Origin of the sequence: Microtetraspora niveoalba (assembly GCF_001570405.1) — a bacterium.
GTDB lineage: Bacteria > Actinomycetota > Actinomycetes > Streptosporangiales > Streptosporangiaceae > Microtetraspora > Microtetraspora niveoalba.
Genome location: NZ_BBYM01000002.1, coordinates 158956 through 172729, shown reverse-complemented (window position 1 = coordinate 172729; position 13774 = coordinate 158956). Strand labels below are relative to the sequence as shown.

Here is a 13774-nt window from a genome sequence, read left to right as displayed (position 1 = left end):
AGTTGCCGGCCCCCGCGCTGACCGATTTCTTCGGCGGTTGAGAGGACGGCGGCAGGCGGCAGGGACATCCTCGAACTGTGGGTCCCCGCCGAGGAGTTGGCAGAGTTCAACGCGCACATCGTCGGGCTGATCGAAGTCGTGCGCGAGTTCCGGCGTGACGGCGCCGGACGATGACGGGCGACGGTCTCGTCCCGGTGTGGACGGGGGCGCTGCCGCGCGGCGCGACCGGAGTTTGGCACGCGTCGGACCCAGCTGATCGCGATGATATGGACCGTGGCTTCACAGCGGACGGTGAATCCGTCGCACTCGGTGGCCACGGCGTGAAGCGGCGGCACTTTCAACCACGGGGTTGACGACGGGTGGCCTGCGGTCTACCGTCCTTTCAACCATCGAGTTGAAACTGAGGGATGAGGATGATCACGGACGGGCTGTCCCGAGTCTTCGCCGCCCTCGCGGATCCGACCCGGCTCGATATGGTCGCCCGGCTCTCGGAGGGCGACGCGACCGTGAGCCAGTTGGCCGAGCCGTACCGGATGACGCTGCAGGCCGTCTACAAGCACTTGCGGGTGCTCGAGGACGCCGGGCTCGTCAGCCGACCGCGAGGGCCGCAGCCCCGGTCGGTGCGTCTGGAGGTCCACGCCTTCGACCTGATGGACACCTGGATCGAGCGCCACCGGGGGCGCGTCGAGCGGCGCTACGGTCGCCTTGACGCCGTCCTGGCGGAGATGGAGGGAGACGAGCATGAAAAGGATCACGGAGACGGTCATCGAAGCCGACCCGAGGCTGCCGGTGATCCGGATGGCTCGTGACTTCGCGGCGACGCCCGAGCGGCTGTTCCGCGCCCACACCGATCCCGTGTTGTTCGCCCGATGGGTGGGGCCCGACGCCACGACCACCAGGATCGAGCACTGGGACGCGCGTACCGGCGGCAGTTGGCGGTACGTCTCGGCGCACGACGGCACGGAGTACGGGTTCCACGGCTGCTTCCACGAGGTACGGCCGGACCGCATCGTGCAGATCTTCACGTTCGAGGGCGATCCCGACGGAGTCGCGCTGGAGACGTTGTGGTTCGACGACCTGGGCGACGGCCGTACGCGGCTGCGGACGCAGTCGCTGGTCGACAGCTTCGAAAGCCGTGACGCGTGGCTGCGCAGCGGCATGGAGGTCGGTGTCGACGAGGGTTACGCGAAGCTGGAGAGGATGCTCACCGATGGCGCTGCCTGACCGCCCGGCCGAGCGGCACCGGCAGGTCGCCGGGCTGTTCACCGACCGGGTCCGCGGCACCCGGTCCTGGGACGCGCCGTCCCCGGTCGCCGGCTGGGCCGCCCGCGACGTCGTGCGTCACCTGACCGAATGGTTTCCCGGGTTTCTCGCCTCCGGCGCCGGCATCGAGCTGTCCCGCGGGCCGTCGGCGGACGAGGACCCGGTCGCCGCGTGGCAGGTTCACTGCGAGGGTGTGCAGGCGGTGCTGGACGATCCGGAGACGGCGCACCGGGAGCTCACCAACCCGCACACCGGCAGCCTGCCCCTGGAAGCCGCGATCGACCGGTTCTATACCGCCGACGTGTTCATGCACACCTGGGATCTCTCCAGGGCCACCGGCCAGGACGACCGGCTGGATCCCGACTTCTGTGCTCGGCTCCTCGCGGAGATGGAGCGGATCGAGCCGGTTCTCCGCTCCTCCGGCCAGTTCGGCGTTCGGGTCGAGGTGCCCGGCGGCGCGGATGTCCAGGCCAAGCTGCTCGGTTTCATCGGCCGGGACCCGTTCTGGCCGGGGCGCTGAGCCGGAGTCAGCCGGCGTCGTCGCCGGGTTCACCGTCCGCGTCGTCGAGGCGGCCGAGGATCCGGGTGGCCAGCCGTTCGAGCAGTGCGACCTCCTCGCGGCTCAGCCCGTCGAAGAAGAAGCGCCGCACCACGCCGACGTGGCCGGGCGCGGCGGCGGTGATGGCCTGGCGCCCCTTCTCGGTGAGCACCACGAACGCGCCCCGCCCGTCATCGGAGCACTCCTCGCGCTCGACCAGGCCGCGGCGCCGCATCCGGGTCAGGTGGTGCGACAGGCGGCTCTGCTCCCACTGCAACGCCCATTGCAGCTCGTACGGCCGCAGCCGCGCCTCGGGGGTGTCGGTGAGGTGGACGAGCACCTCGTAGTCGGCGAGCGACAGGCCCGACTCGATCTGGAGCTGCCGGTTGAGCGTCGCCGCCAGCCGGCCCTGCATGCGCAGGTAGGCCCGCCAGGCACGCTGCTCGTCGGCGTCCAGCCAGGGGGCGTCGTGCCCGGGGACCGCCCGCTCGGAGGGGCCGGGCCGGGAGGGACGTTCCATGCGTCCACTCTAGCCAGGCGGATGACACGTCATGCGGTTGTGAAATAAATGACGCGTCATGTATGTTGCGGGCGGATGTAGATGACGGATCATCTACAGTGCCGGACCCGCATCCGGCACTTCGGGCGATACTCCGGAAGGGGATCCCATGACCAGGATCGCGCCGACCCCGCGAGTGGACGTCCGCCGCGCGAACGAGCGGTTCACCACCGCCACCACGTGGCTGGACTCCCAGCACTCCTTCTCCTTCGGCCGCCAGTACGACCCGGGCAACACCCACCACGGCGTGCTGCTGGTCAACAACGACGACCGCGTCCTCCCCGGCACCGGGTTCGACACCCACCCCCACCAGGACATGGAGATCGTCACCTGGGTCATGGAGGGTTCCCTGGTCCACCAGGACTCGACCGGCCACTCCGGTGTGATCTATCCCGGCCTGGCGCAGCGGATGAGCGCGGGCACCGGCATCCTGCACTCGGAGAAGAACGACTCCTGGCGGCTGCGCGGCGGCGCCGCGCACGACGAGCCGGTGCACTTCGTCCAGATGTGGGTCGTCCCCGACGAGCCCGGGATCACACCCGGGTACGAGCAGCTCGAAATCGAGAACGAGCTGCTGTCCGGCGGCCTGGTGCCGGTGGCGTCCGGGATGGACAAGCACGACGGCGCCTCCGCCATTCGGATCAAGAACCGGTACGCCGCGCTCTACGCGGCCCGGCTGCGGCCCGATCAGAGCGTCGAGCTGCCCGAGGCCCCGTTCCTGCACCTGTTCGTGCCGCGCGGCACGGTCACCCTCGAAGGCGCGGGCACGCTCGGCCCCGGCGACGCCGTGCGGTTCACCGCCACCGGCGGGCAGCGCGTCACCGCCGTCGAGCCCGCCGAGATCCTGGTGTGGGAGATGCACGCCAGGATCGCCGCCTGATCCACCCGCCCCGCAGAAGTCGATTCCGCACCGCCCGGGCTATCGTTGGGCGGTCCGGGCGTCCGCCGAAGGAGCCGAGCACACATGGAGCACACCGAACCACGGGTCGCCGACAACCCCGAAGCCGGCCGGTTCGAGATCACGGTGGAGGGGAAGCTCGCGGGCTTCGCCGAATACCGGCGCCGCGGGTCGCGGATCTCGTTCACCCACACCGAGGTCGACCCGGCGTACGGCGGGCGCGGTCTCGGCTCGGCACTCGTCCGGGGCGCGCTGGACGCGTCCCGGGACGCCGGGCTGTCGGTCCTGCCGTACTGCCCGTTCGTCCGCGACTACATCGCCCGGCACCCCGGCTATCTCGACCTGGTGCCGGCCGAGCGGCGGGACGGCTTCTCCCTGCCCGCCGGGGACGCCGACGCCGGGGAGCCCGCATGACCGCCGAGCGCACGCCCGAGACGTACGAGTGCGCGGCGGCGACGGGGACCGAGCCGGAGAGCGTGCTCCTGCCCGGCCACGACGTCCCGCTCGGCCGCTACACCACGGTGCGCAGGCTGCTGCCGCAGTGGCCGCGCCGCATGGTGGGCGCCTGGTGCTTCGTCGACCACTTCGGGCCGGACGACGTACGCGGGCGACCGGGGATGCAGGTGCCGCCGCACCCGCACACGGGGCTGCAGACCGTCACCTGGCTGGTCGAAGGCGAGATCCTGCACCGCGACAGCCTGGGCAACGCGCAGACGATCGTGCCCGGACAGCTCAACCTGATGACGGCGGGCCACGGCATCGCGCACTCCGAGCAGTCCCCGCCGGAGCATCCGGCGGTCATGCACGGCCTGCAGCTCTGGGTGGCGCTGCCCGAGGAGGCCAGGCACGGCGAGCCCCGGTTCGAGCATCACGCCGCGCTGCCGTCGCTGCGCGACGGCGACGTCACGGTCACCGTCGTGGTGGGGGAACTCGGGCCGGCGCGCTCACCCGCCCTGGTCCACACGCCCCTGCTGGGCGCCGAAGTGGTGTTCCACGGCCCCGGCCGGCACCGGCTGCCGGTCGATCCGGCGTTCGAGACCGCCGTGCTCGTCATGTCCGGCGCGGCGCGCGTCGCGGACGTGCCGCTGTCCCCGGGCGCCCTGCTGTATCTCGGGCAGGGCCGCTCCGACCTGGTGCTGGAGGCCGACGCGCCCGCGCGGCTGTTCCTGCTCGGCGGCGAGCCGTTCGAGGAGCCGCTGGTCATGTGGTGGAACTTCGTCGGGCGCTCGCACGAGGAGATCGTGCGGGCGCGCGCCGACTGGATGCGGGACGCCGGTTTCGACGCGGACGGCGGCCACCCCACCCGCTTCGGCACGGTCGGCTCCTGCGACGAGGGCCCCCTTCCCGCGCCCGAGATGCCCACCGTACGGCTGAAGGCCCGCGACCGGCACGGCCGCGTCCACACCTGACCCGGCGGGGCGGCGGCGCGCTCAATCCGCGGCTGGTCGAGCCGGACCCCGTGAGACACGGACGCGTCAAACTCGGCGCGGTTCGACCAGGCCGGACTCGTAGGCGAGGACCACGAGGTGGGCGCGGTCACGGGCATGGAGTTTGACCATGGCCCGGTTGACGTGGGTCTTCGCGGTCAACGGGCTGATCACCATGCGGTCGGCGATCTGGTCGTTGGACAGGCCGTGTGCGACCAGGACGACGGCTTCGCGTTCGCGGTTGGTCAGCTCCTTCAGCGCCGCGCCGGCGCCCGGGTGGGGCGGCTGGGTGACGTAGCGGTTGATCAGCTTGCGAGTGATCGACGGCGCGAGCAGGGCGTCGCCGCGTGCGGCGACCCGGACGGCGTGGAGGAGGTCCTCCGGCAGGATGTCCTTGACGAGGAACCCGGCGGCGCCGGCACGCAGCGCGTTGAAGACGTACTCGTCGAGGCCGTAGTTCGTCAGGATGACGACGTGCACCCGGTCCAGGGCCGGGTCCGCCGCGATGCGCCGGGTCGCCTCGATGCCGTCGACGACCGGCATCTGGATGTCGATGAGCACGATGTCGGGCAGGTGCCGCCTGGCGAGCGCCAGGCCCTCCGCGCCGTCGGCGGCCTCGGCCACCACCTCGATGTCGTCCTCGAGGTCGAGGAGCGCGCGGAACCCGCTGCGGATGAGCGGCTGATCGTCGACCAGCAGGACACGGATCACGGCGTTCGGTCCACGGGAAGCTCGGCCTGGACGGTGAAGCCACCCCCGTCGCGCGGTGCGGCGCGCAGGCGGCCGCCGAGCGCGGTGACGCGTTCGTGCATCCCGAGCAGTCCGATGCCGGGCGTCGGGGCGGTGCCCTGCGCCGCCTCGCCGTCGTCGTCGACGCGTACGGCGAGGGCGTCCGGACGGTAGTCGATCCGGACCGAGGCCCTGGTGGCGGCGGCGTGGCGGGCGACGTTGGTGAGCGACTCCTGAACGATGCGATAGGCGGTCCGGTCCACCGCGGCCGGCACGTCGCACCGTTCTCCTTCGATCGTCAGCATCGTGTCGAGTCCGCTCGTACGGGCCCGCTTCACCAGTTCCGGTACATGGTCGAGACCGGGCGGCGGGGCCGTGTCGTCGTCGCGCAGCGCCTCCAAGGTCGCCCGCAGCTCCCGCATCGCCTCCCGACCGGCCTCCTGGATCGCCAGCAGGGCCTCCGGCACCTGCTCGCCGCGCTTGCGGGCCACGTGGACGGCGACCTCGGCCTGCACCTTGATGACCGAGATCTGGTGGGTGAGCGAATCGTGCAGCTCCCGTGCGATGTGCAGCCGCTCCTCGTCGGCGCGGCGCCGCGCGGTCTCCTCCCGGGTGCGCTCGGCTTCGTCCGCCCGCCGCTCGGCCTGCCGCAGCGCTTCACCCGCGGCGCCGGCGGCGATCAGCCAGGCGATTTCGAGGGCGCCCCGGGCCTGCGCGAACGCCTCGCCCGTGTCGTGCAGGCCCGAGGCCATGGCCGCGAACGGGAGCGAGGCCAGCATGGCCGCGCTCCCCGCGACCGTGACGACGCGGTGTCCCGCCCGCACGGCCGCGTACACCGCGAACAGGTACGCGACGGCGGGCACGTCGAAACCGGCCGCCTGGTAACCCGCCGCGCACAGCCCGGTGACGGCCAGGACGGGAACCGGAGCCCGGCGGCGCGCGACCAGCGCCAGGCCGCCGACCGTCAGAAGCGCGTAGCCGAGCAGGTCGAGGGACGCGGCGGAGTGCGGCTTGGACAGCCCGGTGACCAGCAGCGTCGCTGCCACGCCGACGGCGATCGCCCAGTCGATGACGCCCGCCCGGACACCGGGCCGTCCTGTGCTCATGCGCGCACCTTAGCCGGATGTCCGCGCGGGCGACTCCTGCGCACGGACGATCGGCCGCTACCGCGTCCGCGGTACCTTCGCGGCTCCTGCGGCTTCCGCGGCAGTGCGAATTGTCCGCGTCCACAGGACGACCGGCGCCGGGTCCGGCGGACATGATCAGGTGACGTCCAGTCGTGGGAGAAGAAGGAGCACCTCATGTCCGTCCGTCACCTGCTCGCCGCCGCGGCCGCCCCGCTCGGAGGTTTCGGGCTCGCCACACCGGTGGTCGCGCAGGTCCTGGCGCCGTCGGCCGACGCCTACACCCTGACCTCCGGGCGTCTCTGGTCCTTGGTGGCCGCGCTGCTGGGGCTGGTCGGCGTGGTCGCCGGCGGGCTGGCTCTGGCCCGCTCCGCCGGTCGTATCGGCGCCGGCAGCGGGAGAAGGGGGGCCTTCGTGGCCCTGGTGGCGGGGCCGGTCAGCATGATCATCGGCGGGTGGGTCGTGGCCGCCGCCGAAGGCGGTCCCGGCACCGGCTACGGAATAGTCGGGGGCTGGGTCGATTTGGTCGTGGGGCTGGTCGCCACGGTCCTCGGCGGGCTCGCTCTGACCCGCTCCCGCCGCGCCGGCTGACCGCCGCGGATCACCGATCGGGACCGGCAGCCCGGGCCTTCCGGCACAGGTGCGGGGTCACGACCCGGCCGCGCCTCCTCCGGGGCACGCGCGCGGGTGCCGTGGACCGGCCCCGCTCCTGTACGACGACTTCCGTGATCGGGCGGGATCGTGGTAGATCGTTCAGGGCCCGTTCGCCGGGCCCGACCGAACATCCCGCGCCACGAGAGGGTTGACCACATGCAGCAACGACGCCTGCGGGACTTCGGGCACGTGGTCGGTCGTCTGGAACCGGGGCCGCTCAACGCCATCACCGACGTGGTGGGCATCCTCGTGGGACAGACCACCGTCATCGACGAGGACGAGGGCGTCTACTCCGGTGTCACCGCAATCGTGCCGACCGCTTTGACGGACGGCCGCGCCCGTGCCGTCCCCGCCGCGCTGCACGTGGGCAACGGCTACGGGAAGTTCGTGGGCGCCACGCAGGTCATGGAGCTCGGCGAGCTGGAGACGCCCATCCTGCTGACCGCCACCCTGTCCACGTTCCGGGTGGCCGACAGCCTGCTGACCTGGCTCATCGACCGCAGCCGCGAGCCGATCGTCTCGGTCAACCCGGTGGTCGGCGAGGTCAACAACGGCTGGCTGTCGACGGGAGACCCGCGCCCGGTCACCCCTGAGCACGTCTTCGCCGCCCTTGACGGGGCGTCCGGCGGGCCGGTGGCGATGGGCAACGTCGGCGGCGGCACCGGCGCCTGCGCGCTCGGCTTCAAGGCGGGCATCGGTACGGCGTCCCGCCGGGTGTCCCTGCGCGACCGCGAGGCGACGGCCGGCGTGCTGGTCCAGGCGAACATGGGCGGAGACCTGCGGCTCCTGGGCCGCACGGTCACTCCGGAGAGCCTGGGTCTGGGGCGAGCGGGGTCTTCCCGCGAGCGCGGCTCCTGCGTCGTCGTGGTCGCCCTCGACGTGCCGTGCGGCGCGCTGCAACTGTCCCGCATCGCGGCCAGGAGCGTCTTCGCCCTTGGCAGGGTCGGCGCCTCGTACAGCCACGGCAGCGGCGACTACGGGCTCGCCTTCTCCGCCGAGCCCTCCGACGCGCCCAGAACGCTGAGCCCGGCCGAACTGGACGCCGTCTTCGCCGCCGTCCTTGACGCGGTGGAGGAAGCGGTCGTCGACGCTCTGCTGGCCGCACGCACCGTCCGCGCGCCGAACGGCCGCGAAGCCGTCGCCCTCCCGCACCAGGTGGTCCGAACCTGAGCCATCTGGCGCCCCTCGGCGGCATCGGACCGCGTGCCACGGCCGGTGCCTCCCCGTGCCCGCCGGCTCTGCCGTCGAGTTCCTCGGTCAGCTCGGCGAACTGCTCGGCGAACTGCTCGGCGAACTTCGCGGCGCACTGAGGGCGCCGGGTTCGCCGGCGGACACCCAGCGGTTGCTCGCGAGGGCGTCGTCCGGCCGGGGGAGCGGACCGCGACCGTGGTGGCGGACGTCACGGCTCCGCCACCAGGACCGGCCGCCCCTCCGGCTCCAGCACGTCGAGCAGCGCGTCCACCACGGCGGTGGTCGAGTGCCGCCCGCCGACGTCCGGGGTGCCGATGTCGCGACGGCGGAGAGTCTCCAGGCCGTGCTCCACCATCCGCACCGCCCCGGCGCAGCCCCCGTGCCGCTCGGCGATCACCGCCGCCGCCCGTATGGTCGCCACCGGGTTGACCGCGTCCTTGCCCTCCAGGTCGTCGGCCGAGCCGTGCGCCGTCTGGTACTCGACCAGACCGGCCACCTCGAAGTGCAGGTAGACGTTCTCGGTACAGAGGTTCTCCCGGCGCTCGGCGCCGAAGCGGTCCAGCAGGACCGCGTGCATGATGTCGGCCCACTCGTCGCCCGCGATGATCACGGTGCGGGGGCGCGGGCCACGCTCGATCAGATCGCGGCTCACCGCGTCCGGCCGGCACAGGCGGATCTCGACCCCGTGCCGCGCGGCGCTCTCGGCCACCCACTCGTCCAGAGCGCCGTCGAGCAGATGGAACCTGTAGGCCATGACGATCTCGTCGATGTCGCCGTCCGGCCACTCCTGCCGCGCGCGCCGCACCGCGAACGCGACGACCTTCTCGGTGATCTCCCGGCTGAACGCCATGGTGCGGATGAGCGCGCCGGGAACGTGGGTGTTCTCCCCGGTGGAGAAGCCCTGGGCCTCGTCGCGGACCAGCAGCAGCGACGCGTCCGGGGCGCTGATGACGTCGACCTTCACCGCCTGCAGCCGCCGGCGCACCAGGGAGAGCGACTGGGCGTTGATCGCCGTACGGAATATGGCCGGGACGCCGAGAGCGGCCTGCCTGCGGCAGAACTCCGCGTAATGGTCGGCGTCCTCACGGGTGAGCTCGCGGATCCGCTCGATCCCCGCATCGGCCTTCAGCGACGAATACGAGTGGTAAACCCTTTCCGACCGGGTGATACCGATTTGGACTGAATGAACGTCGGCGATCCGGTGCAATACACGCTCGAAGATGGCCGCGAGTTCGGGGCCCGTCCCCCGGCCGACGGCGAGTCCGATGACTGGTTCCACCTGTGCTCCTTTGTCGAAGGCCGATGCCTCGGGGCGGCGTCCGCGATCAGCTCCGGGCCGGGACCGGGTGGTCGCCCGGGAGTCCCGCCTTCTCCGGGCCGTAGTGGTCCTTGACGCCCGCGGCCCGGACCGAGACCTCGAGACCGCCGGTGCCGCCGGCGTCGAGCAGGGTGAAGACGAGCTTTACTCGATCGAGGGCCGCCTGCTGCATCTCGTGTCGCCTTTCTTTGGGCGCGGCAGAAAGGGAATCCGCAATCAAGATTCCGAGGGGAAACTACCATGCCGGAAAATTACTCGCGCGTTCGTGGCGTTATCGGCGTTCGGGGCGGATGAATACGACCAATGGGGCGAACGGAATCGCTGCCGTAAAGCCTGGATATTTCCGTGATTCGTGGCCCCTCCGGCTGCCCCCCGAAAGGCGATGCGAAATGCGGCGAATTTCGTGATTTACGAATTGTCTCGCCGGTCGTGTGAGCACCGGCCGACCTGCGGCCGCCGGACGACGAACCCACCCTCCGGGGCCGCTTCCGGGAGACGCCCTCGCGTCATGGGAGGTCTGCCGCAGGACCGTCGTCGCTCCGCGGCCGGATCAGACCCCCGTGTTCCAGGCGGCGCGGAGGGCGTGGATGTCGTCGGGGGTGCTCTCCCTGGCGATGTAGGGGATGTCCAGCGCGTACCGGCTCTGCGGAAGCCGATCGCGGACGACGGCGGCGTCCTTGAGGATCTGGCCGTACAGCGCGGCGCCGTCCATGCAGAAGACGTCGATGAGGACGACCCGGCCGTCCAGCGCGCGCCGGACGTTGCCCGCGTTCAGGTCGATGCCGTCCCACCAGGGGACGGTCTCCCGCCATTCGGCGTCGATCTCGGCCGCGGTGCGCCGCACCTCCGCCAGGGCCGCGTCGCCGTCGTCCTGCCGCCACTGCCGCACGACCTCGGCCGCCGTGCCCAGCGGGGCGAGGAACTCCAGCACGACCAGCGTTCCCCCGCCGTCGAGCGCGACCTCGACGGCGACCCGGGGGAGGTACGGGTTGCCCGGGCAGCGGCGGCACAGCTCCAGGAAGGCCGCGTAAGCAGGGTCGAACGGGCAGACCCGCGCGGCGAGGTGTCCGCTGGGAGAGCGCAGTCCCACAGCCCAGTCCCCGACGCCGCAGGGCGTCCAGCCCAGCAGCACCAACTCGGCCAGCGCCCGCCGGTGGCAGAGCGCCGCCCAGGGGCGGTCGCGCAGCGGCGTCAGGTCATCGTGATCGACCGTCATGCCCGCACCCTAGACGATCGATCCCCGATCGACCGGTTCGTACGGCTCGGTCCACGGGCGTGCACCCTCCCCATCCTGAAGTCGCCGTTGCCGTCGCATTGCGGCCGGTACGCGCCGACGACGGGGTGCTCGTAGGAGGCCGCCAGCTGGGTCAGGCATGTGCCGCATGAGGGCCGGCCCTGCCCGGGCGGCACCTCTGGTTCCCCCGATCTTCGTTCCGGTCACCGGGTTCACGCACCAGCTGTAGCCGGTGGAGCCGTGGTGCTGGATCACCGCGTAACAGCCCTTGCCGGTGCATTGCGTACGTACGCCCCGGGAGGAGCGGGCTGGCCCGCGCAACGACGTGCCGCCGGCCCGGGGGGCTCGCCGTCGGGCCGGCGGCGGCTCCGTCAGCCGCTCGTGCGGTTATGGCGCATGTGGCTCACGCGGAAGCGCCTCCGTCGATGACCAGGTCGTGTCCGACGGTGAAACCCGCTTCCGGTGAGGCGAGCCAGATCACCGCGGAGGCCGCTTCGGCGAGTGTGCCGACCCTGCCGATCGGCACTGCGTCCTTCATCCGTTCCGCGCGGGCGTCCTCGGTCTCTCCCGGGCGCAGGGACATGGCGGTGTCGACGGGGCCCGGGCTGATCGCGTTGACGCGGATGCCCTGTCCGATGCACTCCCGCGCCGCCGCTCGGCTCAGCGCGCTCACGGCCGCCTTCGACGCCGCGTAGGCGCCGAGGTACGGCAGCCGCATGTGCGCGCCCAAGTTGGAGGCCGTGTTGATGATGACGCCGCCGCCGTTGTCGCGCATGTGCGCGATCTGGTGCTTCATGCTGAGGAAGACGCCGGTCAGGTTCACCGAGATCAGGCGGTCCCAGGCCGCCTCGTCCATGTCCGCCAGCGGTCCGGTTTCCAGGACTCCCGCGTTGTTGAAGGCGATGTGCAGGCCGCCGTGCCGCTCCACGGTGGTCGCGACGAGCCGGGCGACGTCCGGGGAGGAGGAGACGTCCGCGGTGACCGCGTCGGCTCGGCCCCCTTCGGCCTCGATCAACTTCACGGTCTCCGCCAGGGGTTCGGCGTTGCGTCCGGCGACCACCACGGTCGCGCCTTCCCCGGCGAAGGCGAGCGCGGCGGCCCTGCCGATGCCGGAACCTCCACCGGTGATCAGGACTACCTTGCCGGTGAAACGTGCGGTCATTCCGATTCTCCTTCTCTCATCTTGTGGCGGCGCATGGACGCCGCGAACAGGGCGGTGACGAGCAGAGCGGCCGCCGCGACACGGAGCGCGAACGCATAGCCGCTCGACGGCTGATGGGAGTGGGCGCCGGCGAGGAAGACCAGCGCCGCGAGGCCGAGCGGAGGGCCGATCTCCATCGCGGTGTTCAGCAGTCCGCCGGCCAGGCCCGCCTGGTCCTCTCGCACGTCCCGCAGCACGGCTACGGTGGCGGCCGAGAACGTCAGGCCGGCTCCGAGGGGAAAGACGACCAGCCCGGCGTAGGGCGCGTCGAGGACGCTGAGCAGCGACAGGCCGACGGCCGCCGTCGCCAATCCGGTGGCCAGCACGCGCCGGATCGCCAGAGGGGCGATGAGCCATCCGGCCAGGGAGCCCGAAGCCAGAACTGCCGGGGCGGGCAGCAGGAAGGCGGCCGACGTCTGCAGCGTCGACAGGCCGCGCACCTCCTGCAGATAAAGGGAGAGCAGGTAGAACCCCGAGGCCATCGCCCCCGCGCACGCCGTCACGGCGATCAGGGGCAGGACGCGCCCGCTCAGGAAGGACAACGGCATCAACGGGGCCGGGGAGCGCCGCTCGACCGATCCGAACACGATGAGCAGCACGACGCCGCCGAAGGCCGTCCAGGCGGAGCGCTGCAGCCCGTAGATCAACATGGCCAGGCCGGCGGTCGTCAGCACCGCGCCGAGCCAGTCGATCCGACCCCGGACCGGCGGGTGGTCGGCGGGGAAGAGCCGGGCGGCCACGGACGCCGCGACGGCCGACACCGCCACGGGGACCAGGAACACCCAGCGCCACGGCACCCACGTGATCACCACGCCGGACAGCACGGTTCCCGCCGTCGCCCCGGCGCTGCTCAGCACGCCCCAGATCGCCATAGCCCGTCCTCGGCGATGCGGGTCGGGGAACACGACGGCCACCAGTGCCATCGCCGCCGGCGCCGTCAACGCCGCGCCGACTCCTTGGGCGAACCGGGCGACGAGCAGCGTCCCCGCCCACGGGGCCAGGCCGGCCGCCGCCGAGGCGAGGCCGAAGACGACCACGCCGGTGACGAACATCCTTCTCCGCCCGCGCGAGTCCGCCAGCCGTCCGCCGAGCAACAGCAGCCCGCCGAACGCCAGGCCGTAGGCGGAGGTCACGAGCACCATCCCCGCGTCGTCCAGACGCAGATCCCGCTGTACGGCGGGCAACGCCACGGTGATGACCGTGATCGCCGCGATGAGCGTGACCTGCACGGTCCCGAGCAGGGCGAAGGCCGTCAGCCCGGCACGCCTATCCAGAACGATCGTTCTGTTATCGGGGCCCACTGGACCGCTTCTCGTCAATCATGAGTACTTCCTCACTCCGGACGGCTGGAGTCTGTGCGGCGGCGTCGGGCGGACTTCCGCGCTCGGGACGCATGTGCCCGAGAACGCGCACACCTCGCTCCGGACGAGCTCGCAGGCCCGCCTCCGGGACAGCTTCGAGGCCGTCCGTGGAAGCGTGTCCGGATCGAACCGCTTTGTCCTTGCCGCGCCCCGAACCCTAGTGCTATCTAGATCGAACGGTCAAATATCGGCGACGACCTGACCGCCGTCTCAATCGGGCGCGCGACCGTCTGGCGGCGGCGAGGGCGATCACGATGCGCTCATGCCGTCCGAGGCG

At 71.9% G+C, this 13774-nt stretch carries 16 protein-coding genes and 1 pseudogene; 9 read left to right on the top strand and 8 right to left on the bottom strand.

All coding sequences use genetic code 11. The features are described 5' to 3' along the window. Window positions 1-51: 51 nt before the first annotated feature. From AWQ70_RS40915 to AWQ70_RS00790, 4 genes and pseudogenes are all read left to right on the top strand, one after another. Window positions 52-174: pseudogene (locus AWQ70_RS40915) on the top strand (ADP-ribosylation/crystallin J1); the annotation flags it as partial. 239 nt (window positions 175-413) lie between these two features. Further along, window positions 414-809 carry an ArsR/SmtB family transcription factor gene (locus AWQ70_RS00800; RefSeq protein WP_067169005.1) on the top strand — a complete coding sequence of 132 codons (396 nt, stop codon included), beginning with the start codon at window positions 414-416 and terminating at the stop codon, window positions 807-809. After that, entirely contained in the window at window positions 742-1224 is a 483-nt protein-coding gene (locus tag AWQ70_RS00795) for an SRPBCC family protein (RefSeq protein ID WP_067168728.1), read from the top strand. The genes AWQ70_RS00800 and AWQ70_RS00795 overlap by 68 nt, the downstream gene beginning before the upstream one ends. Further along, complete coding sequence (locus AWQ70_RS00790) at window positions 1211-1783, top strand: TIGR03086 family metal-binding protein (protein ID WP_067168727.1); 573 nt, start codon at window positions 1211-1213, stop codon at window positions 1781-1783. Before AWQ70_RS00795 ends, AWQ70_RS00790 begins: the two co-directional genes overlap by 14 nt. 7 nt (window positions 1784-1790) lie before the next feature. Here AWQ70_RS00790 and AWQ70_RS00785 read toward each other — a convergent pair whose 3' ends face one another. Beyond that, window positions 1791-2321, bottom strand: coding sequence for a MarR family winged helix-turn-helix transcriptional regulator (locus AWQ70_RS00785; protein WP_067168725.1), 531 nt, complete (start codon window positions 2319-2321; stop codon window positions 1791-1793). A 148-nt stretch (window positions 2322-2469) separates the two neighbouring features. Here AWQ70_RS00785 and AWQ70_RS00780 point away from each other — a divergent pair, with 148 nt between their 5' ends. From AWQ70_RS00780 to AWQ70_RS00770, 3 genes are all read left to right on the top strand, one after another. After that, the gene (locus AWQ70_RS00780; RefSeq protein WP_067168723.1) at window positions 2470-3240 is read left to right on the top strand and encodes a pirin family protein; all 771 of its coding nucleotides are present in this window, start codon (window positions 2470-2472) and stop codon (window positions 3238-3240) included. Between the two features lie 84 nt (window positions 3241-3324). Then, window positions 3325-3672 carry a GNAT family N-acetyltransferase gene (locus tag AWQ70_RS00775; RefSeq protein WP_067168721.1) on the top strand — a complete coding sequence of 116 codons (348 nt, stop codon included), beginning with the start codon at window positions 3325-3327 and terminating at the stop codon, window positions 3670-3672. Further along, on the top strand, window positions 3669-4667 hold the full coding sequence (locus AWQ70_RS00770) for a pirin family protein (RefSeq protein WP_067168719.1): 999 nt from the start codon (window positions 3669-3671) through the stop codon (window positions 4665-4667). Before AWQ70_RS00775 ends, AWQ70_RS00770 begins: the two co-directional genes overlap by 4 nt. Before the next feature lie 66 nt (window positions 4668-4733). On the opposite strand, the gene AWQ70_RS00765 is transcribed toward AWQ70_RS00770, so the two are convergent. Together AWQ70_RS00765 and AWQ70_RS00760 are read right to left on the bottom strand one after the other, a co-directional pair. Next, complete coding sequence (locus AWQ70_RS00765; protein ID WP_067168716.1) at window positions 4734-5396, bottom strand: response regulator; 663 nt, start codon at window positions 5394-5396, stop codon at window positions 4734-4736. After that, entirely contained in the window at window positions 5393-6520 is a 1128-nt protein-coding gene (locus AWQ70_RS00760) for a sensor histidine kinase (protein ID WP_067168713.1), read from the bottom strand. The genes AWQ70_RS00765 and AWQ70_RS00760 overlap by 4 nt, the downstream gene beginning before the upstream one ends. 195 nt (window positions 6521-6715) lie before the next feature. Between AWQ70_RS00760 and AWQ70_RS00755 the strand changes: the two genes are divergently transcribed. Continuing rightward, window positions 6716-7129 (top strand): DUF6223 family protein, encoded by a 414-nt coding sequence (locus AWQ70_RS00755; protein WP_245646610.1) that lies wholly within the window; start codon window positions 6716-6718, stop codon window positions 7127-7129. A 219-nt stretch (window positions 7130-7348) separates the two neighbouring features. Next, entirely contained in the window at window positions 7349-8362 is a 1014-nt protein-coding gene (locus AWQ70_RS00750; RefSeq protein ID WP_067168711.1) for a P1 family peptidase, read from the top strand. 229 nt (window positions 8363-8591) lie between these two features. Here AWQ70_RS00750 and AWQ70_RS00745 read toward each other — a convergent pair whose 3' ends face one another. The 5 genes from AWQ70_RS00745 to AWQ70_RS00730 all read right to left on the bottom strand — a co-directional run bounded on the left by AWQ70_RS00745 (window position 8592) and on the right by AWQ70_RS00730 (window position 13365). Next, window positions 8592-9662: an isocitrate/isopropylmalate family dehydrogenase gene (locus tag AWQ70_RS00745; RefSeq protein WP_067168709.1), complete on the bottom strand. Its 1071-nt coding sequence runs from the start codon at window positions 9660-9662 to the stop codon at window positions 8592-8594. 46 nt (window positions 9663-9708) lie between these two features. Then, complete coding sequence (locus tag AWQ70_RS38505; RefSeq protein WP_157529825.1) at window positions 9709-9873, bottom strand: hypothetical protein; 165 nt, start codon at window positions 9871-9873, stop codon at window positions 9709-9711. A 378-nt stretch (window positions 9874-10251) separates the two neighbouring features. After that, window positions 10252-10917 (bottom strand): hypothetical protein, encoded by a 666-nt coding sequence (locus tag AWQ70_RS00740; RefSeq protein ID WP_067168707.1) that lies wholly within the window; start codon window positions 10915-10917, stop codon window positions 10252-10254. A 421-nt stretch (window positions 10918-11338) separates the two neighbouring features. Further along, the gene (locus AWQ70_RS00735; RefSeq protein ID WP_067168705.1) at window positions 11339-12097 is read right to left on the bottom strand and encodes an SDR family NAD(P)-dependent oxidoreductase; all 759 of its coding nucleotides are present in this window, start codon (window positions 12095-12097) and stop codon (window positions 11339-11341) included. After that, on the bottom strand, window positions 12094-13365 hold the full coding sequence (locus tag AWQ70_RS00730) for an MFS transporter (RefSeq protein ID WP_245646608.1): 1272 nt from the start codon (window positions 13363-13365) through the stop codon (window positions 12094-12096). The genes AWQ70_RS00735 and AWQ70_RS00730 overlap by 4 nt, the downstream gene beginning before the upstream one ends. Between the last annotated feature and the right edge of the window lie 409 nt (window positions 13366-13774).